Source organism: Desulfobacterales bacterium, assembly GCA_021647905.1.
Classification (GTDB): domain Bacteria; phylum Desulfobacterota; class Desulfobulbia; order Desulfobulbales; family BM004; genus JAKITW01.
This window is the reverse complement of sequence record JAKITW010000053.1, coordinates 1-21,349: the sequence shown is the minus strand read 5'-3', so window position 1 is coordinate 21,349 and position 21,349 is coordinate 1. Positions and strand designations below refer to the sequence as shown.

19 protein-coding genes and 1 tRNA gene are annotated in these 21,349 nt (G+C 57.4%); 16 read left to right on the top strand and 4 right to left on the bottom strand.

All coding sequences use genetic code 11. From position 1 onward, the window contains the following. Positions 1-110 precede the first annotated feature (110 nt). The 3 genes from L3J03_08850 to L3J03_08840 form a co-directional block, all read right to left on the bottom strand. Positions 111-476, bottom strand: coding sequence for a hypothetical protein (locus tag L3J03_08850; protein ID MCF6291082.1), 366 nt, complete (start codon positions 474-476; stop codon positions 111-113). A gap of 42 nt (positions 477-518) precedes the next feature. Continuing rightward, positions 519-887, bottom strand: coding sequence for a hypothetical protein (locus L3J03_08845; protein MCF6291081.1), 369 nt, complete (start codon positions 885-887; stop codon positions 519-521). A gap of 168 nt (positions 888-1,055) precedes the next feature. Beyond that, entirely contained in the window at positions 1,056-2,756 is a 1,701-nt protein-coding gene (locus L3J03_08840) for a DEAD/DEAH box helicase (protein MCF6291080.1), read from the bottom strand. Between the two features lie 450 nt (positions 2,757-3,206). On the opposite strand from L3J03_08840, the gene fbp reads away from it, so the two are divergent. Both fbp and L3J03_08830 read left to right on the top strand, forming a co-directional pair. Beyond that, positions 3,207-4,283, top strand: coding sequence for a class 1 fructose-bisphosphatase (gene fbp / locus L3J03_08835; GenBank protein ID MCF6291079.1), 1,077 nt, complete (start codon positions 3,207-3,209; stop codon positions 4,281-4,283). Between the two features lie 263 nt (positions 4,284-4,546). Further along, positions 4,547-6,379 (top strand): PAS domain S-box protein, encoded by a 1,833-nt coding sequence (locus tag L3J03_08830; GenBank protein ID MCF6291078.1) that lies wholly within the window; start codon positions 4,547-4,549, stop codon positions 6,377-6,379. Between the two features lie 4 nt (positions 6,380-6,383). On the opposite strand, the gene gltX is transcribed toward L3J03_08830, so the two are convergent. Then, positions 6,384-7,874 (bottom strand): glutamate--tRNA ligase, encoded by a 1,491-nt coding sequence (gltX, locus tag L3J03_08825; GenBank protein MCF6291077.1) that lies wholly within the window; start codon positions 7,872-7,874, stop codon positions 6,384-6,386. Between the two features lie 400 nt (positions 7,875-8,274). On the opposite strand from gltX, the gene serA reads away from it, so the two are divergent. The 14 genes from serA to prmC all read left to right on the top strand — a co-directional run bounded on the left by serA (position 8,275) and on the right by prmC (position 21,186). Next, a complete protein-coding gene (serA, locus tag L3J03_08820; GenBank protein ID MCF6291076.1) occupies positions 8,275-9,867 on the top strand; it encodes a phosphoglycerate dehydrogenase in 1,593 nt (530 codons plus the stop codon). A 52-nt stretch (positions 9,868-9,919) separates the two neighbouring features. Next, positions 9,920-10,237: a DUF1844 domain-containing protein gene (locus L3J03_08815; GenBank protein MCF6291075.1), complete on the top strand. Its 318-nt coding sequence runs from the start codon at positions 9,920-9,922 to the stop codon at positions 10,235-10,237. A gap of 60 nt (positions 10,238-10,297) precedes the next feature. Further along, positions 10,298-11,179, top strand: a complete 882-nt coding sequence (gene ispE, locus L3J03_08810; protein MCF6291074.1) for a 4-(cytidine 5'-diphospho)-2-C-methyl-D-erythritol kinase — start codon at positions 10,298-10,300, stop codon at positions 11,177-11,179. Positions 11,180-11,258: 79 nt separating this feature from the next. Next, positions 11,259-11,333 (top strand) — tRNA-Gln (locus L3J03_08805). A 90-nt stretch (positions 11,334-11,423) separates the two neighbouring features. Then, positions 11,424-12,362: a ribose-phosphate pyrophosphokinase gene (locus L3J03_08800; protein MCF6291073.1), complete on the top strand. Its 939-nt coding sequence runs from the start codon at positions 11,424-11,426 to the stop codon at positions 12,360-12,362. A gap of 176 nt (positions 12,363-12,538) precedes the next feature. Continuing rightward, positions 12,539-13,195, top strand: coding sequence for a 50S ribosomal protein L25 (locus tag L3J03_08795; protein ID MCF6291072.1), 657 nt, complete (start codon positions 12,539-12,541; stop codon positions 13,193-13,195). 136 nt (positions 13,196-13,331) lie between these two features. After that, positions 13,332-13,898, top strand: coding sequence for an aminoacyl-tRNA hydrolase (gene pth, locus L3J03_08790; GenBank protein ID MCF6291071.1), 567 nt, complete (start codon positions 13,332-13,334; stop codon positions 13,896-13,898). Positions 13,899-14,158: 260 nt separating this feature from the next. Further along, complete coding sequence (locus L3J03_08785; GenBank protein ID MCF6291070.1) at positions 14,159-14,620, top strand: CarD family transcriptional regulator; 462 nt, start codon at positions 14,159-14,161, stop codon at positions 14,618-14,620. A 47-nt stretch (positions 14,621-14,667) separates the two neighbouring features. Then, on the top strand, positions 14,668-15,657 hold the full coding sequence (locus L3J03_08780) for an RluA family pseudouridine synthase (GenBank protein ID MCF6291069.1): 990 nt from the start codon (positions 14,668-14,670) through the stop codon (positions 15,655-15,657). 25 nt (positions 15,658-15,682) lie between these two features. Then, the gene (gene coaE / locus L3J03_08775; protein ID MCF6291068.1) at positions 15,683-16,360 is read left to right on the top strand and encodes a dephospho-CoA kinase; all 678 of its coding nucleotides are present in this window, start codon (positions 15,683-15,685) and stop codon (positions 16,358-16,360) included. Between the two features lie 685 nt (positions 16,361-17,045). Next, complete coding sequence (gene rho / locus L3J03_08770) at positions 17,046-18,308, top strand: transcription termination factor Rho (protein MCF6291067.1); 1,263 nt, start codon at positions 17,046-17,048, stop codon at positions 18,306-18,308. Positions 18,309-18,789: 481 nt separating this feature from the next. Beyond that, on the top strand, positions 18,790-18,999 hold the full coding sequence (gene rpmE / locus L3J03_08765) for a 50S ribosomal protein L31 (GenBank protein ID MCF6291066.1): 210 nt from the start codon (positions 18,790-18,792) through the stop codon (positions 18,997-18,999). Between the two features lie 150 nt (positions 19,000-19,149). Then, positions 19,150-20,217 carry a peptide chain release factor 1 gene (gene prfA / locus L3J03_08760; protein ID MCF6291065.1) on the top strand — a complete coding sequence of 356 codons (1,068 nt, stop codon included), beginning with the start codon at positions 19,150-19,152 and terminating at the stop codon, positions 20,215-20,217. A 42-nt stretch (positions 20,218-20,259) separates the two neighbouring features. Then, positions 20,260-21,186 carry a peptide chain release factor N(5)-glutamine methyltransferase gene (gene prmC / locus L3J03_08755; GenBank protein ID MCF6291064.1) on the top strand — a complete coding sequence of 309 codons (927 nt, stop codon included), beginning with the start codon at positions 20,260-20,262 and terminating at the stop codon, positions 21,184-21,186. The last annotated feature ends 163 nt before the right edge of the window (positions 21,187-21,349 follow it).

The window sequence follows — 21,349 nt, the reverse complement described above, 5'->3', positions numbered from 1 at the left end:
CCGAAGTTGTTTCAAATTCCGCTTTTGCCGTCACGGCCGCGGCTCAGGGTCCGCTACACCGTTCGCTATAAGAAAACCCCTTTCCCGGTCCAACCTCAAACGTACGGGGTTTACCGAAACCTTACGTCTCGCGGCAGGGCCGACACTGAAACCCGGGTTGAACCGCACCGCCTTTGCAGGTCGCGGGGACCTGCAGGGTTATTTACCCGGAAACCCTCCTTTTCGGTACAGCCGCCGTTGCTGACCCTGACGGCAAGGTCATTGCGGTTGGCAAAAAGTCCCAGCAGAACCTCCTCGGTCCAATCCGGGGGCGGGCCGGTCAAATCAATCAGCGGGGCGGAACCGGTCTCCTCCGGTGCCGCGTTTCTGTTCTTGGCCTCTTTAAGGGCGCTCTTGTAACTGGAATGTAACATGCAGGAAGAAAGTCCTGCCAGGGCGATAATCAGCAGCCCGTAGATGAGTGCTTTTCCCTTCATTGCTTTTCCTGACATTTTATCGAATTTACCGGATGATCAGGCTTACCACTTTTCCTGCATTATTTCCGTCCGTTTTTTTTGATATTCATCGTCGGAGACAAGTCCCTCTTTTTTAAGCGCGTCAAGCTCGCGCAGTTTCGCGGCAAAGCCGGCCCCCTGTGCCACGGCCGGATCGCTTATCTCGGCAACCTCGATCTTACCGTTCCGCATCAGCTTCAATGCCCTTACGGCATTAACGAGGATGGCAATACAGGCGGTCTCCCAGATGACAACGAATATTGCCACCAACATCCTTACCTCGCTGTCCGCGGCAATGAGAAATACTACGCCAACCATCATGAACAGCGTGATTAAGACCAGTTGCGCCACAAATATTGCCTTGGGCGGTTTCGCATACACTTTCCGGGTCATGCTTCCTCCGTTTCATGTTCCCTGAACCGGTGACGGCTTGAGCTGATATTCCATGTTTTTTTGTTTGCCTGCGTCAGGGGTTCAGGGTGTTGTTTCCCCCGGCCTGCGGTAACCGCTCTCCCACCACCTTTACTTCTTTACCGTCCCTGGCGGATTGCCCGGTTGCCTTTAAAAAAGAGTTGTCTGGCCTCGCACCTTAAGATCCATCCCGGTTTTTTCTTTAAATTTTTCAGACAGATAAGATAGCTCATCATGAGATAAATTGTTTATCCAGGCGATGACGCTGTTATCTTCTTCGTTGAAAGCAAAATGTTTTATTTTCTGGTTTTCGTTCAGCATTGAGTTTAAAAACGCCCTTGGATTGCCCTTCTTCCTCCCTTCCCGGTATGTAACCGGCCGGCCGGTGACCCTTTGCAGGTGCCACTTTACATAAGAATATTTTTCATTGTTTATCTCGGGCGAGGCCAGGGAAATTTTCAGGGTATTGTCGGCCCAGGCAATCTTTTTTATGGGGGCGTGGGCCTGTTGCAGGATTTTTCGCGCTTCTTCCTTTGCCTTTGCAGCTGAAAGTTTTTCCGCGCATGGTTCATAATAAAGCACTGGTTCCCCATCAAGCCCCGCGGTTACGGATTCCGGGGGAATACTCATGAGAATTTCCTGTACTTCCTCAAGGGAGCGGGCCTGTTTTATTTTGAGAAAAGCGTCCACCGCAGATATTTTTATTCTGGATATTGCCTCTGACTCGCGGTATGGGTCGCTGCCGCTTGACCTCCATTTTTCCGGCAGTCCACACATATCAGCCACACCATACTGCAACTGGTGGGCGCTTCTGTCAATCATGTCGATTACCGTACACGTATTTTTCCCTTTATTCGGTCTTAATCCCCTGCCAATGCATTGGGTGTAAACCAGGGGCGAGGTGGTCGGTCTCACCAATAAAATGCATTCGATTCCCGGATCATCGAATCCCTCGGTCAATACCCCGTAGTTTGTCAATATTTCCAACTCATTTTTTCTGAATTTATTTAAGATTTCCCTTCGTTTTGTTGTTTTTGCATCAATGACCCCGGCCTTGATTCCATTGCTCACAAAGTCTGCCGCCAATTGGCGGGCGTGGGCCACCCCGGCGCAAAAAGCGATTGTTTTTTTCCCTCTTCCTTTTTCCTGCCAGGCAGTTAATGCCAAGGCCCTTTTTTCCCGGGTGTTCATGATCTTTGTCAGTGAACCCACCTGGAAATCACCACCGGACATCTTCACCTGGTCAAGGTTAAGCTCGGTCCGAACCGTGTAGTAGCTCATTGGCACAAGATAGCCGAGATTTTGCAGCTCCACCCGGCTGATCTCATAGGCGATTTCATTAAAAACAGTAAGAGCGGACCGGCCATCCGACCTTCTGGGCGTTGCCGTCATTCCCAGCAACAGGGTGTCCGGCCTTTTGTTTTCATAAAAATAGGTTATCACATCCGTCCAACTGGGGGCCAGGGCACGATGACATTCGTCACAGATAATTACGGAAAATTCTCTGGGGTCAAACCGTTTTTTCCGCCTGATTAATGATTGAACGGAAGCAATGGTTATCTGGGCGTCCCTGGCAGTGGAACGGGTCCCCTGCTCAATTTGAATATTGAGACCGGGCAGATGATTTTTCAGTTTCCCGTAAGTCTGGTCCAGGATTTCTTCACGATGGGCAATAAATAAAATTTTTCCCATGCCCGGGAAAGTCAGTAGTTTTTCGACCAGCAAGGTGGCAATTACTGTTTTGCCGGCCCCGGTGGGAAGATGAAGCAGCATTCTGGTCGACCCGTTATGGTAGCGGGAGATCACGGAATCAATGGCCTTTTTCTGGTATGGCCGGGGTGAAAATTTCATTTTTGTCACGGGTATTATACCCTCTGTCGGCAGTGGGATTGTTTGATCGTAATCACTCACAGGGTATAAGCCCCGCCGGACTCCGGGTTGCCCCCTGCCTGGTAAACGCTCATGTATTTCCAAAACGGAATTGCAGGTCTTACGAACCAATATGCCATATGTTTATATGAAAGTCGTCACCAGGCGCCGGCCTTGCCATGCCGGAGTGACGTCTTTCATTGTTTCGTTGCGGCTGGGCCATATTTCAGGCCGCAGCCACAATCTACAATGAAAATTTCCCCGGGCAACCTGCCCGGCCGCCACTTGGCCGGCCGGTATCGTTTACGCTCAATTCATTTGACAATAGCGTGTTGATCCCCTAAATATTACCTGGAAGGAGATACTCTGTTATTCAAAAAAAGCTCCGCTGTCAATGGTCTTGGGATATCTATGGGAAGAGGGGGAATTATTATGCACAGACCGCTGGGAATAACCGTCAGCCGCCTTATCATGGACCTGCAGCGCATGTATCCGGAGGCCACCGGTGAACTGACCGGGCTGCTGAACGAGTTGATCGTGGCCGCCAAGACCATCTCCGCCGAGGTGAACATGGCCGGACTGGCCGATATCCTCGGCATGTCCGGGAAGACCAATATCCAGGGCGAGGAGGTGCAGAAGCTCGACGAGTTCGCCAACAACACGATCAAGCGGCGGATGGCCCGGTGCGGCTATATCTGCGTGATGACCTCCGAGGAGGAGGATGACATCATCCCGGTGGTTGACGGCTACGAGGGCAAGTATACCCTGGCCTTTGATCCCCTGGACGGCTCGTCCAACATCGATGTCAACGTCTCCATCGGCACGATTTTTTCCATCCACCGCCGCCGTAATGCCGGGGCCGGATTCTCCCGGCGGAGCACTGACTCCGGCTTCAGCCCCCGCCCCTCTTTTGTCGGCAGCCAGGGCGGGGAGAGTGACCTGCTGCAAAGGGGCAATGCCCAGGTGGCGGGCGGTTACATCATCTACGGCTCCAGCACCATGCTGGTCTTTACCACTGGTTCCGGGGTGCACGGCTTTACCCTTGACCCCAGCGTCGGCGAGTTCTATCTCTCCCATCCCGACATCAGGATCCCGAAAAAGAGCAAGTATTTCAGCGTCAACGAGGGCAACTCCAGCTACTGGTCCGATAATATGCGCCGATATGTCGAACACCTGAAGAGCGAGGACCCGGTTGCCGGACGGCCCTACAGCGCCCGCTACATAGGCTCCCTGGTGGCTGATTTCCACCGCAACCTGATTACCGGCGGCATCTTTCTCTACCCGCGCGACAGCAAGACCCCGGCCAAGTCCAGCGGCAAACTGAGGCTCCTTTACGAGGCCGCCCCCCTTGCCTTTATCGTTGAGCAGGCCGGCGGCCGCGCCATTAGCGATGAGGGCGTGGATATTCTCAACATCGAACCGCAATCCCTGCACCAACGGGTGCCGTTGATCATCGGCAGCCGTTATGACGTGGACGAGGCCCAGGCCTTCCTGACCGGGGGGAAATAACCACCGTTGAACCAGTGCCCGTCCAGAAATGGCCCTTTCGCCCAATCTCGGCGTCATGCTCAAAAAATAATCCTCGTAATATCATTTATATGACTCCGGTTATTTTTTTCGCGATCCTTGATCTTGAACGAAATTGCTCATTTCTGGACGGACACGAACTATAATGTTCCTGAATCCGTGAACGTTCGACAACGGTGCGGATACAAGGCGGCAACGATGTTGATTATCCTGGTGTGATATCAACGAGTTGTCGAGGTGTTTACATGCCAGGAAATACCAAGCACCTGTTGATCTGGCCCCTGTTGGCTATCGGGCTCTATTTGGTTGCCCGGACCAACTATCCGCTCTTCCATTACCTGGCCGAGATCTTCAGCGTTGTCATTGCCGGCGGGATCTTCATGATGGCCTGGAGTTCCAGGCGGATGCAGTGGAATCATTTTCTGCTGTTCCTGGGCATTGCCTACCTGTTCGTCGGGGTGACCGACGCCCTGCACACCCTGTCATACAAGGGGATGGGAGTGCTTCCGCATGGCGATGACAATGGTGATCTGGCCTACCAGCTTCGTCTTTTCGCCTGTTACCTGGAAAGCGTCTCCCTGCTGGTTGCCCCCCTCTTTCTCCGCCGACGGCTGTGGCTCACCCCGGTCTTTGCGATCTATACCCTTATCGTCGGCCTGTTGTTCATCTGTCTGCTCCAGGGGCAGTTCTTTCCCGGCTGGTTCCCGACCGGGGCGGAACTGGTCCGGTTCAAGTGGGCCAACCAGATTATCATCTGCCTTATCTTCGTAGCGGCGGCAGTGGTTCTGCTGTACCGGCGCAAGGATTTCGAACCACGGCTCCTGCATCTGCTTCTCTGGTCTCTTTTTCTCTCCATCGGCGCCGAATTGACCTTCAGCGACACCAGCGAAGGGTATAGCGCGGCCAACCTGGCCGGCCACCTGCTTAAGATCGGCTCGGGTTTTCTGATCTACAAGGCGATCATCGAAATCGGGCTGATGCGGCCCTATGACCTCCTGTTCCGGGACCTGAAGCGGAACGAGGAACAGTATCGCGACCTTTATGAAATAGCACCGCTGGCCTTTGTTCTCTGGGACCGGCAATGCCGGATCACCGACTGGAACCGGCGGGCCGAGGAGATGTTCGGTTGGCGCCGGGAAGAGGTGCTGGGCAAGAATTTTTTTGAACTCCTGGTCCCTGAGGAGGAGCGGGGCCGGGTCGAGGATGTCATTGACTCGCTGCTTGCCCGGGAACTGCCCGGCCGCGGTACCCGCAGGAACCTGACCAAGCAGGGCAAACTGCTCCTCTGCGAATGGAACAACTCCATCCAGTATGACCGGGACGGGGAGGTAATGGGCGCCCTGTCCCTGGGGCTGGACATCACTGAACGGCAACGGGCCAGGGAGGAATTGGAAAAGAGCGCGGAGCAGATCAAGTGGTTCGCCTATTCCATAACCCATGACCTGAAGACCCCGGCAGTCACGCTCCTCGGACTGACCAGGCGCCTGGGTGATAAATACCGGGAGGTCCTGGATGAGAACGGCCGCCGCTACTGCGAGCATATTCTCAAGGGCGGTGAGCAGATAATCGCCCTGGTTGACAAGGTCAACACCTTTATCCGCACCAAGGAGGCGCGGCCGACCATTGACTCCCTGGCAATAAGCGAATTGTTCCGGGTCGTCCGGGAGGAGTTTGCCCCCCAGGTGACGGCGCGGCGCCTCAACTGGCTTGAGACGGAAACAGCGGCCCGGATCAGGGGTGACCGGCTCGCAATACTCCGGGCCCTGCGCAACCTGGTGGATAATGCGCTCAAGTATGGCGGTCCGGCCCTTTCCGAGATCGAACTGGGCTATGACCTCAACGACCGGTTCCACCTCCTCACGGTCCGGGATAACGGGCAGGGGATCGACCAGCAGGACATGGAGCAGATATTCGGGATGTTTATCAGGAAGGGGTGTCCAAAGGAGGTGGAGGGGGCCGGACTGGGGCTGGCCATTGTCAAGGAGGTCGCCGGACTGCACCAGGGCAGGGTATGGGCCCATTCCGGTCCGGACAACAAGGGGGTTGTATTTTGTCTGGCGATCTCCAGGAAACTGTAAGACTTTATCCTTCCGCCCGCCCGGCGATCTCAGTGCAGCGCCTGAGCCGGTCCACCACCCGGTCCCGGCCGATGGCGACCAGGATATCAAAGAGTCCCGGACCTGCCACCTGCCCGGTGACCACGGTCCTGGCGCCGTTGATCAGGATCCCGGGCTTTAGTTGCAACTCAGCAGCCAGCTCCCTGGTGGCCTGTTCAATGGTTTCCCGGTCAAAGTCGGCCAGCCCGGCCAGCCGGTCCGCCAGCAGGCCCAGCCATTCGGCGATTTTTTCGTGCTTGTCAATGTTCTTCCGCGTCGCCTTGGCCATTACCGGGTAGTCATCGCTGAAATAGGCCCGGCCCCTGGCGGCAAAGTCCTTGAGGGTATGGAAACGGTCGCGGATCAGGGCCAGGGTTTCCAGGAACCAGGTGCGTTTTTCAGTGTCATAACCATTGTCCCAGAGCCCCTCGGCAATCAGCTCTTCCTTGACCAGGGGGGCAAGTTCCGTCACCTCCATGGTGCGCAGATAGTGGGCGTTGATGTTCAGCGCCTTGGGATCGGTGAAGAACTTGGGGTCGTCCTTGTGGTAATTGAACACCGCATTGGCCCGGCTCAACCCTTCCAGGGAAAATGCCTCAATCAACTCTTCCCGGGAAAAGATCTCCCGGTCATCACCCGGAGCCCAGCCCAGCAGGACCAGAAAATTGGTCAGGGCCCAGGGCAGGAACCCGTGTTCCTTGTAGAACTGGACCGTGACCACCTCGCCGTGGGACCGCTTGGAGATCTTGGCCTTTTTCGGGTCCAGGGTGAGCGACATGTGGGCAAAGACCGGGACCTCGGCCCCCAGGGCCTGGTAGATCAGGATCTGTTTGGGGGTGTTGACCAGCCCGTCCTGGCCGCGGATGATATGGCTGATCCGGTCGCGGATATCATCGACCACGTTGGAAAGCAGATAGAGCGGCTGACCGTTGGAACGGACGATAACGAAATCCTCAAGATCCGCGTAGGGCCGCTGGATGAGCCCGTATACCCGGTCCGTGAAACTGAACATCCCCTGCCGGTCCGGGATCTTGAAACGGACCGTAAAGGGAACCCCGGCCGCTTCCCTGGCCGCAATCTCTTCCGGGGTCAAGGCGCAGCAGGTCCGGTCATAGATGTAGGTGATCTTGGCGGCAATGGCCGCCTCGCGCTTGGCGTCCAGTTCCTCCCTGGTGCAGAAACATCTGTAGGCATGCCCGCTGTTGATCAACTTCCGGGCCGTGGCAATATGTTCCGCCGCGTATTCCGACTGAAAATAGGGGCCTTCGTCCCAGTCGAGCCCAAGCCATTTCAGACCGTCCAGTATCCCCTCAATGGATTCCTGGGTGGACCGCCGGGCATCGGTGTCCTCGATGCGGAGGATGAACTTGCCGCCATGTTTTCTGGCAAAGAGCCAGTTGTAGATCGCGGTCCGGGCCCCGCCGATGTGGAGGTAGCCGGTGGGGCTGGGGGGAAATCGTAAGCGTATCTCGTCCATGGATCTCTCCTTGATATCATATATGGAGTCCGGGGCATGTCCCGGCAACTTGTTTGCGTGGAATTGTGCCTCCTGGTAACAGGACCCGTGTTATATCTTCTTTCCCAATCACATTCAATATGTAATGATGGGTTTTATATGAAAGTCGTTGCGCGCGAAGAGATGGCGCGGATTCTTCCGGGGGGCACGGGCAATGGGCAAGGGGCGCGGCGCAGTGACCTTTTTCTTGACTTGTTGTCCGAAGACATTTAATTTTGCTTGTTTTCAGGTGATCTTGCCGGCCCTGTTTCCGTTCTCGGGAGGCGAGTCGCGCCCCGGCCGGCGGGCTCGGTCCAACGGGCTGCTTTAATAGCTTATCATTTATATACGTTTTTGCCGCGGAAAGGATAAAGGAGAGACAATGAAGGTACTTATCAGTGACAATCTGGCTCCGGTGGGGGCGCGGATACTCAGGGACGCCGGGCTGGAGGTGGATATCAATACCGGTCTGGCCCCAGAAGAGCTTGCCAGGATCATCCCTGGCTATGACGGCCTGGTGATCCGCAGCGCCACCAAGGTGACTGCCGGGATTATCGATGCGGCCACCAACCTCAAGGTGATCGGCCGGGCCGGTATCGGCCTTGACAATGTTGACATTCCCGCGGCCAGCAAGAGCGGGATCGTGGTGATGAACGCGCCGGACGGCAACTCCACCACTGCGGCCGAGCATGCGGTTGCAATGATGGTCTCCCTGGCCCGGAACATTCCCCAGGCCACCGCCTCGATGAAGGCCGGCAAATGGGAAAAGAAACTGTTCATGGGCCGGGAACTGACCGGCAAGACCGTGGGGGTGATCGGCATCGGCAGGATCGGCAGCATTTTTGCCGAGCGGGCCAGGGGCCTCAAGATGAAGGTGATCGCCTATGATCCGCACATGCCCAAGGAAATGGTCGACAAGCTGGGTGTCGAGCTGATGAGCCTGGAAGAGCTTTGCCAGAAGGCGGATTTCTTCTCGGTGCATGTGCCGATGACCAAGGAAACCAGGAAGCTGATCTCGGCCAACGAGTTCAAGTTGATGAAAAATGACGCCATGTTCATTGACTGCGCCCGGGGCGGGGTGGTTGATGAAGAGGCCCTGTATGATGCCCTGGTCAACGGTGAGATTGCCGGCGCGGCCCTGGATGTCTTTGCGGTGGAGCCGACCACCAGGGAGAACTGCCCCCTGCTCGGGCTGGACAACTTTATCGCCACCCCGCACCTGGGGGCGTCGACCACCGAGGCCCAGGAGAACGTGGCCGTGGCCATTGCCCAGCAGATGGCCGATTACCTGAACAGCGGCCAGGTGACCAATGCGGTGAACATGCCGTCGGTCTCCGGCGAGGTCCTGGCCCAGGTCGGGCCCTATGTGAAGCTTGCCGAGATGCTCGGTTCCTTTCATATGCAGATTGCCAAGGGCGGGGTCGAAGAGGTTACCCTGGAGTATATCGGTGAACTGGCCGAGATGAATATCACCCCGGTGACCATTGCCTTTTTGAAAGGGCTGTTCACCCCGATTCTCCAGGATGCGGTCAACTATGTCAATGCCCCGTTGATCGCCAGGGAGAGGGGGATCCGGGTGGTGGAGTCCAAGACCGGCCATTCCGATGATTTCACCGGCCTGCTCAAGATCCGGGTCAAGACCACCGGGGGCGAGAACATGCTGGCCGGCACCGTGTTCGGCAAAAAGGAGCCGCGCCTGGTCCGTTTCAACTCATTCCGGCTGGAGGCCCAGCCGGAAGGGGCGATGCTCTTTGTCTATAACCGGGACGTGCCCGGGGTGATCGGCCAGCTCGGGGTGACCCTGGGCGAGGCTGATGTCAATATCGCCCGGATGACCGTGGGCCGGGAGGAAGGGCATGGCCGGAATGTGATCCTGCTGAACACCGACAGCCTGATCACCAGGGAACTGGTGGACAAGGTCCGGCGGCTGCCCAGTATCGATGACGCCATGGTCCTGGATCTGCCGGCCGGTTGATCCGGCTTGCAGGTTCGGGATTAAATGATGCCGCCGACCGTCAAGGAGGGAGATGATGGACAACAAAGGGGATGGCTGCAAACCCTGTCCCGAGGGGCAGGTGAAAAGAGACGGCAAATGCGTCATGCCCGAGGTGACCTTTGCGGCCCTGATCATGTCGTTGAACACCTCGGTACTCTATCACCTGGGGGAAATCAGCGACCCGGTCACCGGCGAGAAGAACCGGGACATGGTGCTGGCCAAGCACAGCATCGACACCCTGGCCATGCTTGAGGAAAAGACCAGGGGCAACCTGACCGACGAGGAAAAGGAACTGCTGCGCATGGTGCTCTTTGAAGTGAAGATGCGGTTCGTCAAGGCCGGAAAGTAGGCCGGTCGGTCCAGGGCGGTTCTTATGGGCCGGAGAGAGATCCGATTGTCGCAGGCAGCCATGACGGAAATTACGGTTCATGCCCCGGCCAAGATTAATCTTGTCTTGACGGTAAAGGGCCGGCGGCCGGACGGGTATCATGAGATCGATACCCTGATGCAGAAGCTGGAGCTTGCCGATCGACTCCGGCTGCGGGTCATTGACCGGGGTATCCGGTTACGCTGTCCGGGCACCGATCTGCCTGAGAACGGGGATAATCTCGTTTTCCGGGCGGCCCGGGCCTTTCTGGATGCGGCCGGTTTGAGTTCCGGGATTGACATTGTCCTGCACAAGAGGATTCCGGTGGCCGCCGGCCTGGGCGGCGGCAGCAGTGATGCCGCCGCGGTCCTCACCGGGCTCAACACCTTGTTTGCCGCCGGGTTGGACCATGAAACCCTGCACGGCCTGGGCCGGAGCCTGGGCGCGGATGTCCCCTTTTTCGTGGCCGGTTATGTTGCGGCCCGGGCAACCGGCATCGGTGACCGGCTTGTTGAGGCGTCCTCCTTGGACCGCTGTTCAGTGGTCCTGGTCAGTCCCGGATTCCCGGTATCCACCCGGTGGGTCTATGAGAATTTAGCGTTGACAACCAGGGACAATCCATATATCTTAGCGCGAAATTGCGAGACCACGTCCCGGAATGTCTCCAAACCGGCTAATTTGCCGATTGAATTGTCCAATGACCTTGAAGGGGTCACCATCAGGCGGTTTCCGGTTATTGCGCAAATAAAACAGCAAGTTCTCCAGGCCGGTGCGGAGGGCGTCCTGATGTCGGGCAGCGGCCCGACGGTATTCGGGCTTTTCTGCGGCGAACCGGAACAGGCATTGTCCCGGGCCCGGGCCTGTTGTCGCGGGCTTGCCGGTAAATATGGCGGTCAGGTTATTCTGACCGGTGTGGCCGCATAACCAGGGATATTGTAACTGATCACGGGCATGAACGATCATCAGGGCTGGTAATCCCGTTATCACGTGGAGATATCTGCGCAGGGGCGTCGTCAAGAGGTAAGACACAAGGTTTTGGTCCTTGCATTCGGAGGTTCGAATCCTCCCGCCCCTGCCATTTTTCAGCCTTGCAACTATCCGGGGGTATGGAATTACGGTAACCTCATGCCCGTAAGCGTTTACCAACTATCACTGGACTGGTTTTGATATGCCGAATATAATGAAGGTTTTTTCCGGGAACGCCAACCGGCCGATGGCAGAGGCGATCTGCCGGCATCTGCGGATTCCCCTTTCCAAGGCCGAGGTGCGGCGCTTCAGCGACGGCGAGATTTTTATTGAAATCGGCGAGAATGTCCGGGGTACCGATGTTTTTGTGATCCAACCCACCTGTACCCCGGTGAATGACCACCTGATGGAGCTGGTGATCATGGTGGACGCCCTGCGGCGGGCCTCGGCCCGGCGGATTACCGCGGTTCTGCCCTATTACGGCTATGCCCGCCAGGACCGCAAGGTGGCGCCCCGGGTGCCGATTACCGCCAAGGTGGTGGCTGAGATGCTCACCGTGGTCGGGGTGCGGCGGGTACTGGCAATGGACCTGCATGCCGGCCAGATCCAGGGTTTTTTCAATATACCGGTGGATCATCTCTACGCCGCCCCGGTGCTGTTGAAATATATCGCCGGCAAATTTAACAATGTGGTGATGGTTTCCCCGGATGCCGGCGGGGTGGAGCGGACCCGGGCCTTTGCCAAGCGGCTCAACGCCGAACTGGCGATCATTGACAAACGGCGGGACAAACCCAACCAGTCAAAGGCGATGCGGGTTATCGGCGATGTGGCCGGCAAGACCGCCATCCTGCTCGATGATATGGTCGATACCGCCGGTACCCTCTGCGGGGCGGCTGATATTCTCTATACGGCGGGCGCGGTGGACGTGCACGCCTGTTGTACCCACCCGGTCCTGTCGGGCCCGGCAGTGGAGCGGATTAGGAACTCGAGGATTTCTTCCCTGGTGGTGAGCAACTCCATTCCGTTGAATGACGCTGCCAGGCAGTGCGAAAAAATCAAGGTGCTCTCGGTTTCCGAGCTGCTGGGCGAGGCCATCGGCCGGATCCATTCGGAAGATTCGGTGAGTTCCCTTTTTGTATAAAGCTCTTAAGTTGAGTCCGCTTGGGTGGACTCAAACGAAACTTATGCCCTTGCGGTATAAACAGGCGAGAGTGTCCGTCACGGTGGCGGCCACGAGAAGAATAAAAACAGACAACAGCCAGCCGGACGCAGGCGCAAGGTCGTGCGGCTGCTGGCTTGATATAAGGAGGCACAAGTATGTTACGATTGGATATGACCGCCACGGTGCGGCAGGGTTCCGGCAAGGGCGCGGCCCGTTCCCTGCGCAGAGAGGGCAAGACCCCGGCCATTCTCTATGGGGTGAAGGCCGAGCCGGTGGCCCTGTCCCTGGAGTCGGCTCTGCTTCGCAAGATATTGATGCAGGTCCATGGCCGCAACGCCGTGGTCTCCCTTGCGGTTGAGGCCGACGGGGTCACCTCCAGCCATCATGTGATGGTGCGGGAGATTCAAAAGGACCCGGTAACCGAGGCCTTGATCCATGTGGATTTTTTCGAGATCTCCCTGGACAAGGAACGGGTTTACTCGGTGCCGCTGAACTGTGTCGGTGTTGCAAAAGGCGTTGACCTGGGTGGTTTCATGAATGTGGTCAAGCCCTTTGTCCATGTAAAGGGATTGCCCCTGGATATTCCTGATACGGTTGACACTGATGTCTCGGCCCTGAATATCGGCGATGCGATAACCTGTCAGACCCTGAGTGTTCCCGATTCCGTGACCTTGCTTGAAGATGCGGAGGCGGCCTGTGTGATGGTCACCCATCTCAAGCAGGTTGTTGAAGAGACAACAGAGGAAGAGGAAGTCGAGGAAGAGGGCGCGCCAGCGGCGGAGGAAGGCGCGGCAGAGGAAGCAGCCGCCTAGAAGCGTATCGGTTTCGAGGAAGGAGCGTGGCCGGAAAGGGGCTTGGCCTTTTTCCGGCCCTTTTTTTTGCTGCACCCCTGTACCCCTGTACCCCTGTACCCCTGTACCCCTGACCCCTGACCCCTGGAACACATAAATGCATCTGCTGGTAGGACTGGGAAATCCCGGCACACAATATGCGACCACCCGCCATAATCTCGGTTTCCTGGCCCTGGATTATCTGGCCCGTTGCCATGGTTTTGCTTTTTCTTCATCCAAATGGCAGGCCGAGATCGTCAAGGGCTGCCTGTGGGGCAAGACAGTGCAACTGGTCAAACCGATGACCTTTATGAACCGCAGCGGCGACGCCGTGGCCGCCATCAGCCGTTTTTTCAAGATCCCGGCCGAACGGATTCTGGTGGTCCACGACGATCTTGACCTGGACCTGGCCCGGATCAAGATGGTTGCCCGGGGCGGGGCCGGCGGACACAACGGTATCCGTTCCCTGATCCAAGGGCTGGGCACGGAGTCCTTTCCGCGGATCAAGGTGGGAATCGGACGACCCGACCAGCCGATTCCGGCCGAGCGTTATGTGCTTTCCGGTTTTTCTTCGGCAGAGCTGAAAACGGTGGAGGAACGGTTTGTCACCCTTGAAGAGGGGCTGCGGATATTCCTTGAACAGGATGTGGCCGCGGCAATGAACTTTCTGAACAGTCTCCGTTGAGCCCTGATCCCGGGCCCGGCAAGCCGTCCGGCACCAAAAGATAATTCCCCTGTTGCAGGCATTGAAGGAAAAGCCCGGAACTGCCTGCTTTTAAATTTGCACGATTCATGTTATAGTCCTTGACGCGACAAAGAAAATATTGGAGCGGCCAGTATCATTTTCTCTGCGGTCCTGGTCTGTTTTGCCCTGCGAAACGGACCAGGACCGCTCTTGACGTTTTCCAGCAGGGAAGGAGGTAGTGTGTGTTTGATGTAGGGGATATGGCGGTGTATCCCGCCCATGGCGTGGGAGTTATTCAATCCATAGAACAGCGCCGGGTCGGCGATTGCGAGCAGGCCTTCTATGTGATGAAGATCCTTAACAATAACATGGTGATCATGATTCCAACGGCCACCAGCAAGAATGTCGGGTTGCGCAGCATTGTTTCTTCCACCGACGTGGACAGGGTCTATCTGATCCTCCAGGAAAAGGATGTTGAGATCGGAGCCAAGACCTGGAATCGCCGTTACCGGGAATATATGGAGAAGATCAAGACCGGTTCGGTATTCGAGGTTGCCGAGGTGCTGCGGGATCTTTATCTGCTCCAGGAGGACAAGGATCTCTCCTATGGCGAGCGGAAGATGATGGATACGGCCAAGAATCTCCTGATCAAGGAACTCTCCATTGCCAAGCAGACCGAAGAGAACCAGGTGGAACGGCAGATCGAGAAGATCTTCAGCTGAAAGGAGTGCGTGGCCTAGCAAATATATCCCTTCCCCGCAGCTGTCTTTTGAAGAACCAGGTTGATCATATCGCTTCTCCGGCCCGGGTGACCGGCGAAATCGTCCCGGGCCGGCATTGTTTTCCGGTAACCACAAGCGCGGCCGGCCAGCGGCTGGATCAATATCTTGCCGTGCGGTTGCCGGCCGCGTCGCGCACCATGATCGCCGAGTTGATCAGAAGCGGCCGGGTTTCGCTCAACGCCCGGCTCAAGACCAAGGCGTCCTACCGGGTGCGTCCCGGTGATGAGATCGATATTGTTATCCCCCTGCCGGTGCCGGTCCGGCTCGAGCCGGAACCGGTGGCCTTTGAGCTGCTTTTCGAGGATGATCACCTGCTGGTTCTTTCCAAGCCGCCCAGGGTGGTGGTACACCCGGCCGCCGGACATCATGGCGGCACCCTGGTGCATGGGCTGCTCTTCCATTGCCGCACCCTTTCGGGGATAAGCGGGGTGCAGCGGCCCGGGATCGTTCACCGGTTGGACAAGGATACCTCCGGGGTGATGGTGGTTGCCAAAGACGACCGGACCCACCAGGGGCTGGTGCGGTTGTTTAAAGAGCGGCGGGTGAACAAGGTCTACCATGCCCTGGTGGACGGCCGGCCTGACGGGCAACAGGGGCGTGTCGATCTGCCCATTGGTCGCCATCCGGTTCATAGGAAGAAGATGGCGGTACGGCCTGAAACCGGGCGTCGGGCCGCGACCCGCTGGAAGGTGTTGGACAGGTTTGCCCCTGGGCCGACCTTCCTGGAGATCACCCTTGAGACCGGGCGAACCCACCAGATACGGGTGCATATGGCGGCCATGGGCTGTCCGGTTGCCGGGGACCTGGTATACGGCAGGCCCAGATCCTATTATCAGGACCTGGAGATAGGGCGGCAATGTCTGCATGCCTCGATACTCTCTTTTGATCATCCGCTGACCGGCGAGTCCCTTCATTTCCAGGCCCCGATCTGGCCGGATATGGCCACCCTGCTTGCCCGGTTGCGGGAAAGCGGTTAGATTCCGCCGATAAGGGTGGCAGCCGATGATGACCAGGGGCATGGAGGACAGGGGAGCGCCAAGGGTTTTTGGATTGACCGGCGGCATGGGCTCGGGTAAAAGCATGGTGGCGGCCTTTCTGGCAAGGGTTGCCGGCTGGCTGGTCCTTGATGTTGATCAGGTCTGCCGGGATATCCTGGAGCCGGACCGGCCGGGCTGGCGGGCCCTGGCCCGAACCTTTGATCATGATTTCTTCCGGCCGGACCGTCACCTGGACCGGAAACTGCTGCGGCAGGCCATTTTCAGGGACAGTGAGTTGCGCCACCGGATTGATCGCCTGCTCCATCCCCTGGCCCGGGAAGAGGTGGCTGTTCGGATAACCGCCTGGAAGCGAACAGCCGTTGGCCGGGAAAGCGGGCAGATCCTGGTGGTCGAGGCGCCGCTTCTCTACGAGGCCGGCTGGGACAAGGATTTCAGGGAAGTGATCGTTGTCTATGCCGACGATGCGACCTGCCGGGCCCGGGTGGCCGGCCGTGACCGGGTAACGGCCGGGGAGGCTGAAGCGGCGGTGGCCGCCCAGTTGCCGTTGGCTGTCAAGGCCAGGCTGGCGGACCATGTGATCGACAACAGCGGATGCATCAGCGATACCTATCTCCAACTGCTGCATTTGCTAAATGTAGTGGCTGCAAGTGAAATACAGGAAAAAACACTTGACAGGGCCTGATGTGCTGCATAGTATTCATCAAAAATTTACCATAAATTTCCCGCCTAGTTCCCAACCGGGCCTGCACGAATCATACAGAAAAGTGTAAACGTTTCTTGATTCAGAAATAACCTCCTTGAATCCTGCATGTTTTAATCCACTTGATCTATTCATTTCTGTATCCGATTTCCGCATAAGGGTGATATTTGCTTCCACGAAGGAATTATAGGGTTACCAGGTTGTAACTGATCCCGGGGCATGAACCAAGCATGAGACCTGTGACCCCCGTGGTCGCGTGCATCCGGTTCGTGGAGGAGCAGACAACCAGCTTGTCTCAGGACCGTTTTTTTGTAACCGTTCACCGGGGGGCTACAAATTTACGGAACCCACCGGCCTGTAAGCGTTTACCAGTGCCACGGATTCGTGCAAGCAGGCCGGCGAATCCATAGTATGCCTATGTGAGCCGGCCTGATCGTGCGAAGATGGGGTGCTGGTGAACGCTTACGTTCTTTTTTTGTTACCGGGTCGTAAATTAGGAAAAAATATCCGGCCGGCCGGCGGCTGTTTTTAACCCCGGTTCGGCCCCATCGGTGATGTCGGCGTACCGTGGCGACGTTGTCCGCTGGCCGTTTCCAATGGGGAAATGCGGCCTCCGGGCGCGGGTGTCCGGCGTGGTGAAGAGTTACTTGACGAGGAGATGTACTGAATGGATTTAGCAGAGTTGAAAGAAAAGAAGATAATCGAGTTGACCAGGATGGCCAAGCAGTACAAGATCGAAGGGATCAGTTCCCTGCGTAAACAGGAATTGATCTTCGCCATCCTCAAGGCCCAGACCAAGGTGGCCAAATCGGACAAGAACGGGATGGTCCGGGCCAGCGGGGTGCTGGAGATCCTGCCGGACGGTTTTGGTTTCCTCCGGGCCCCGGATTCCAACTATCTGCCCGGTCCCGATGATATCTATGTTTCCCCGTCCCAGATCAGGCGGTTGAGTCTGCGCACCGGCGATACGATCGAAGGGGTGGTTCGCTCGCCCAAGGAGGGCGAGCGCTATTTTGCCCTGCTTAAGGTGGACCGGATCAACTTCGACAAGCCGGAGGTTGCCAAGGACAAGACCCTTTTTACCAATCTCACCCCCCTGCACCCCAACGAACGATTGAACATGGAGTGTGAACCCAAGGATTTCTCCACCCGGATTATCAACCTGATGGCGCCGATCGGCAAGGGCCAGCGCGGCCTGATCGTGGCCCCGCCCCGCACCGGCAAGACGGTGTTGATGCAGAAGATTGCCAAGTCCATTGCCCAGAACCATAAGGACATCCATCTGATCGTCCTGCTGATCGACGAGCGGCCCGAGGAGGTTACCGACATGTCCCGCAGCGTCATCGGGGAAGTGGTCAGTTCCACCTTTGACGAGCCGCCGCAACGGCATATCCAGGTGGCGGAGATGGTCATCGAGAAGGCGAAACGGCTGGTCGAACACCAGCGCGACGTGGTGATCCTGCTGGACAGCATTACCCGCCTGGCCCGGGCCTATAACACCGTTACCCCGGCCAGCGGCCGGATCCTCTCCGGCGGGGTGGAGGCCACGGCCCTGCATCGGCCCAAGCGGTTTTTCGGGGCGGCCCGGAATATTGAGGAGGGCGGCAGCCTGACCATCATTGCCACCGCCCTGGTTGAAACCGGAAGCCGGATGGACGAGGTCATCTTCGAGGAGTTCAAGGGGACCGGTAACATGGAGTTGGTCCTTGACCGCAAGATGGCGGACCGGCGGATCTTCCCGGCCATCAATATCAACCGGTCCGGCACCCGCAAGGAAGATCTGTTGATGGAGCCGGCCGAGCTGAACCGGGTATGGATCCTGCGCAAGCTCCTTTCCTCGTTGAACCCGGCTGATTCCATGGAGTTCCTGATCGATAAGATGAGACGGACCAAGACCAATGCCGAGTTTCTGGACTCAATGAACAGTTGATGGAGTGTAAGCGTTCACCAGCACCTCATCTTCGCCCATTTTGGCCTGCTCGAATAGCACCAGTATGCTTCGCAGTCCCAAATGAACGAATCTAAGCCACTGGTGAATGCTTACGGGCATGAGATTACCGTAAATCCGTACCCCCGGTGAACGGTTACGATGGAGTTGTGACGGCTTAAGTTTTTTACCGCTGAGTACGCAGAGGCCGCAGAGAAAGTCGTATTATTTTAGAAATCCGCCCTGCGTCTTCCGCGCTTTCCGCGGTAATTTGAGCCGTTCCGCAGGTTCGGGATTGATGATACCGCAAAAATATAGGTTGTTCCCATATTCCCGTTTGAGATTTTTTGGTTTTGGGTGTAATATACCCTGCTTGATCGGCTCCGGATAGGGTTCCGGCCCCGGTGAAGTGAAGTGTGAATCGATCCTGATGAAAACAGGTGCTTTTTTGTGCCGGAGATATATTTTTTGGAGGAAGTGAGAGATGAGAAGCGATATCCATCCTGAATATCATAAAATCAGCGCCCGCTGTGCCTGTGGGAACCAGGTGGAACTGGGCTCGGTCCTTACTGAGATGAAGGTTGAGATCTGCTCCAACTGCCATCCCTTTTTTACCGGCAAGCAGAAGCTTTTGGACTCCACCGGGCGGGTTGAGAAGTTCATGAAGAAATATGCCAAGCACATGAAAAAGTAGTATTAATGCTTTTCATTTTGGTGTAACACGGTCAGCCCTCCCCCGCCGGGGAGGGCCTTTTCCGTTTTTATGGCCGGTGGGTTCCGTAAATCTGTAGCCCCTGGTGAACGGTTACGATACTTCCTGTTGTTTTTTTTCCGCGAGACTTCTATGTTTGAAAAATTTGCTGATCTTGGTGACAAGCTGGCAGCCCTGGAAGGGAAACTTTCCCAGCCGGAGTTGATGGCCAATCAGGCCGAATACCGGAGGATTGCCCGTGAGCACTCCCATATCAGCAAGCTCCACGATCTCTATTCACGGTATGAGCGGGTCCGGACCCAGCTTGACGAAAGCCTGACCATTCTGCGCGAAGAGGACGACGGGGAACTCCTGGAGATGGCCCGGAGCGAAATCGTCGATCTGAGCGATCAGGCGGCTGAACTGGAGCAGGCGATCAAGCAGTTTCTGCTGCCCCGGGATCCCAATGATGACAAGAACATCTTTCTTGAGATCAGGGCCGGCACCGGCGGCGACGAGGCGGCCCTGTTTGTCGGCGATCTCTTCCGGATGTATTCACGATTCGCCGATCTCCAGGGATGGCGGGTGGAGGTAATGAGCAGCAGTCCCCTGGGCATCGGCGGCTTTAAGGAAATCATCGCCTTGATCAGCGGCGACAAGGTCTACAGCAAGTTGAAATATGAGCGGGGAGTACACCGTGTTCAGCGGGTGCCGGAGACCGAAACCCAGGGCCGGGTCCACACCTCGGCGGTGACCGTGGCGGTTATCCCGGAGGTCGCGGAGGTGGACCTGAACATCGACCCCGGTGACCTGCGGATCGATACCTTCCGGGCCAGCGGCGCCGGCGGCCAGCACGTCAACAAGACCGAGTCGGCGATCAGGATCACCCACCTGCCCAGCGGCCTGGTGGTCTCCTGCCAGGACGAGAAATCCCAGCACAAGAACAAGGCCAGGGCCCTCAAGGTCCTGCGGGCCCGGTTGCTTGACCGGATGGAGCAGGAGCGGCACGATAAGATCTCGGAGGATCGCAAGAGCCAGGTCGGAACCGGTGACCGGAGTGAGCGGATCAGGACTTACAATTATCCGCAGAGCAGGGTCACCGACCATCGGATCAATCTGACCCTCTACAAGCTGGACGATATCCTGCTCGGCCGCCTGGACCAGGTGATCAATCCCTTGATTGTCCACAGCCAGGCCGAGGCCCTGAAGACCGTCCAGTAAACCTTTTTCGTAACCGGCCCGGTATCTGCCCGGAGAATCCCCGTGAGAGTTGGTGAACTCCATCATGACCTGATCGGACGGTTACGCCGGGCGATGATCCCGGATCCGGACCTTGAGGCCGCGTTGTTGATGGGCCATGTGCTGGGGATGAGCCGGACCCGGCTTCTCCTGGCCGCGGATTCCGCGGTGGCGCCGGCGGCCCGGGCCGTTATCGAGCAGTTTCTGGCCCGGCGGCTCGGCCGCGAGCCCCTGGCCTATATCCTCGGGGAGTGGGAGTTCTGGTCCCTGGCCTTTACGGTCAGCCCGGCGGTGCTGATCCCCAGACCGGAAACCGAACTGCTGGTGGAACAGGTGCTGGCCGAGTATCGGGAGCAGCCGGAATTCAGTGGCCCGATTCTGGATCTGGGCACTGGCAGCGGCATCCTGGCAGTGGTTCTGGCCCGGGAATTTCCCCGGGCCATGGTCTATGGAGTGGATCGGTCGCCGGCCGCCCTGGCAATTGCCGCCCATAATGCGCAACAACACCGGGTTGCTGATCGAGTTCGTTTGCTTGCCTCCTCCTGGGGAAGCGGCCTGGCCGCGCGGCCTCGGTTTGAGTTAATAGTTGCCAACCCGCCCTATGTGGAGAGCCGGCTCCTTGATCCCGGGATGGCGGATCAGCCCGGCGGCCTGCAACGCGAGGTGGTGGGTCATGAACCCCTCCTGGCCCTGAACGGCGGTACAAAAGGGATGGACTGCATTGAGCGGATCGCCGGGGAACTGGCGGGGCTGCTCCGGCCGGGAGGATGGTTCTTCATGGAGATCGGCGCGGACCAGGAAGAGATGGTACGCAACTGTTTTCAGTCCCTGCCCGGGTTCGAAGACCTGGACGTGGTCCGGGACTATGCCGGGCTGCCGCGGGTCTTCCGGTGTCAGAGGACAGAAGACGGAAGACGGAAGACAGACAGAGGACTGAGGACTGAGGACTGAGGACAGTGGGCGGTGGAGTCAGTGCCGAGATAATGAGCAACGAGCAATGAGAACAGAAAAAACATGGAGCGATGATCGTGGTCCGGAATATAATATTCCCTGACCCCTGACCCCTGACCCCTGACCCCTGACCCCTGACCCCTGACCCCTAGACCCCCAACCC

Coding starts and splice junctions, on each gene's coding strand:
- L3J03_08850 (MCF6291082.1), bottom strand. CDS start 476: ATGAAGGGAAAAGCACTCATCTACGGGCTGCTGATTATCGCCCTGGCA.
- L3J03_08845 (MCF6291081.1), bottom strand. CDS start 887: ATGACCCGGAAAGTGTATGCGAAACCGCCCAAGGCAATATTTGTGGCG.
- L3J03_08840 (MCF6291080.1), bottom strand. CDS start 2,756: ATGAAATTTTCACCCCGGCCATACCAGAAAAAGGCCATTGATTCCGTG.
- fbp (MCF6291079.1), top strand. CDS start 3,207: ATGCACAGACCGCTGGGAATAACCGTCAGCCGCCTTATCATGGACCTG.
- L3J03_08830 (MCF6291078.1), top strand. CDS start 4,547: ATGCCAGGAAATACCAAGCACCTGTTGATCTGGCCCCTGTTGGCTATC.
- gltX (MCF6291077.1), bottom strand. CDS start 7,874: ATGGACGAGATACGCTTACGATTTCCCCCCAGCCCCACCGGCTACCTC.
- serA (MCF6291076.1), top strand. CDS start 8,275: ATGAAGGTACTTATCAGTGACAATCTGGCTCCGGTGGGGGCGCGGATA.
- L3J03_08815 (MCF6291075.1), top strand. CDS start 9,920: ATGATGGACAACAAAGGGGATGGCTGCAAACCCTGTCCCGAGGGGCAG.
- ispE (MCF6291074.1), top strand. CDS start 10,298: ATGACGGAAATTACGGTTCATGCCCCGGCCAAGATTAATCTTGTCTTG.
- L3J03_08800 (MCF6291073.1), top strand. CDS start 11,424: ATGCCGAATATAATGAAGGTTTTTTCCGGGAACGCCAACCGGCCGATG.
- L3J03_08795 (MCF6291072.1), top strand. CDS start 12,539: ATGTTACGATTGGATATGACCGCCACGGTGCGGCAGGGTTCCGGCAAG.
- pth (MCF6291071.1), top strand. CDS start 13,332: ATGCATCTGCTGGTAGGACTGGGAAATCCCGGCACACAATATGCGACC.
- L3J03_08785 (MCF6291070.1), top strand. CDS start 14,159: ATGGCGGTGTATCCCGCCCATGGCGTGGGAGTTATTCAATCCATAGAA.
- coaE (MCF6291068.1), top strand. CDS start 15,683: ATGATGACCAGGGGCATGGAGGACAGGGGAGCGCCAAGGGTTTTTGGA.
- rho (MCF6291067.1), top strand. CDS start 17,046: ATGGATTTAGCAGAGTTGAAAGAAAAGAAGATAATCGAGTTGACCAGG.
- rpmE (MCF6291066.1), top strand. CDS start 18,790: ATGAGAAGCGATATCCATCCTGAATATCATAAAATCAGCGCCCGCTGT.
- prfA (MCF6291065.1), top strand. CDS start 19,150: ATGTTTGAAAAATTTGCTGATCTTGGTGACAAGCTGGCAGCCCTGGAA.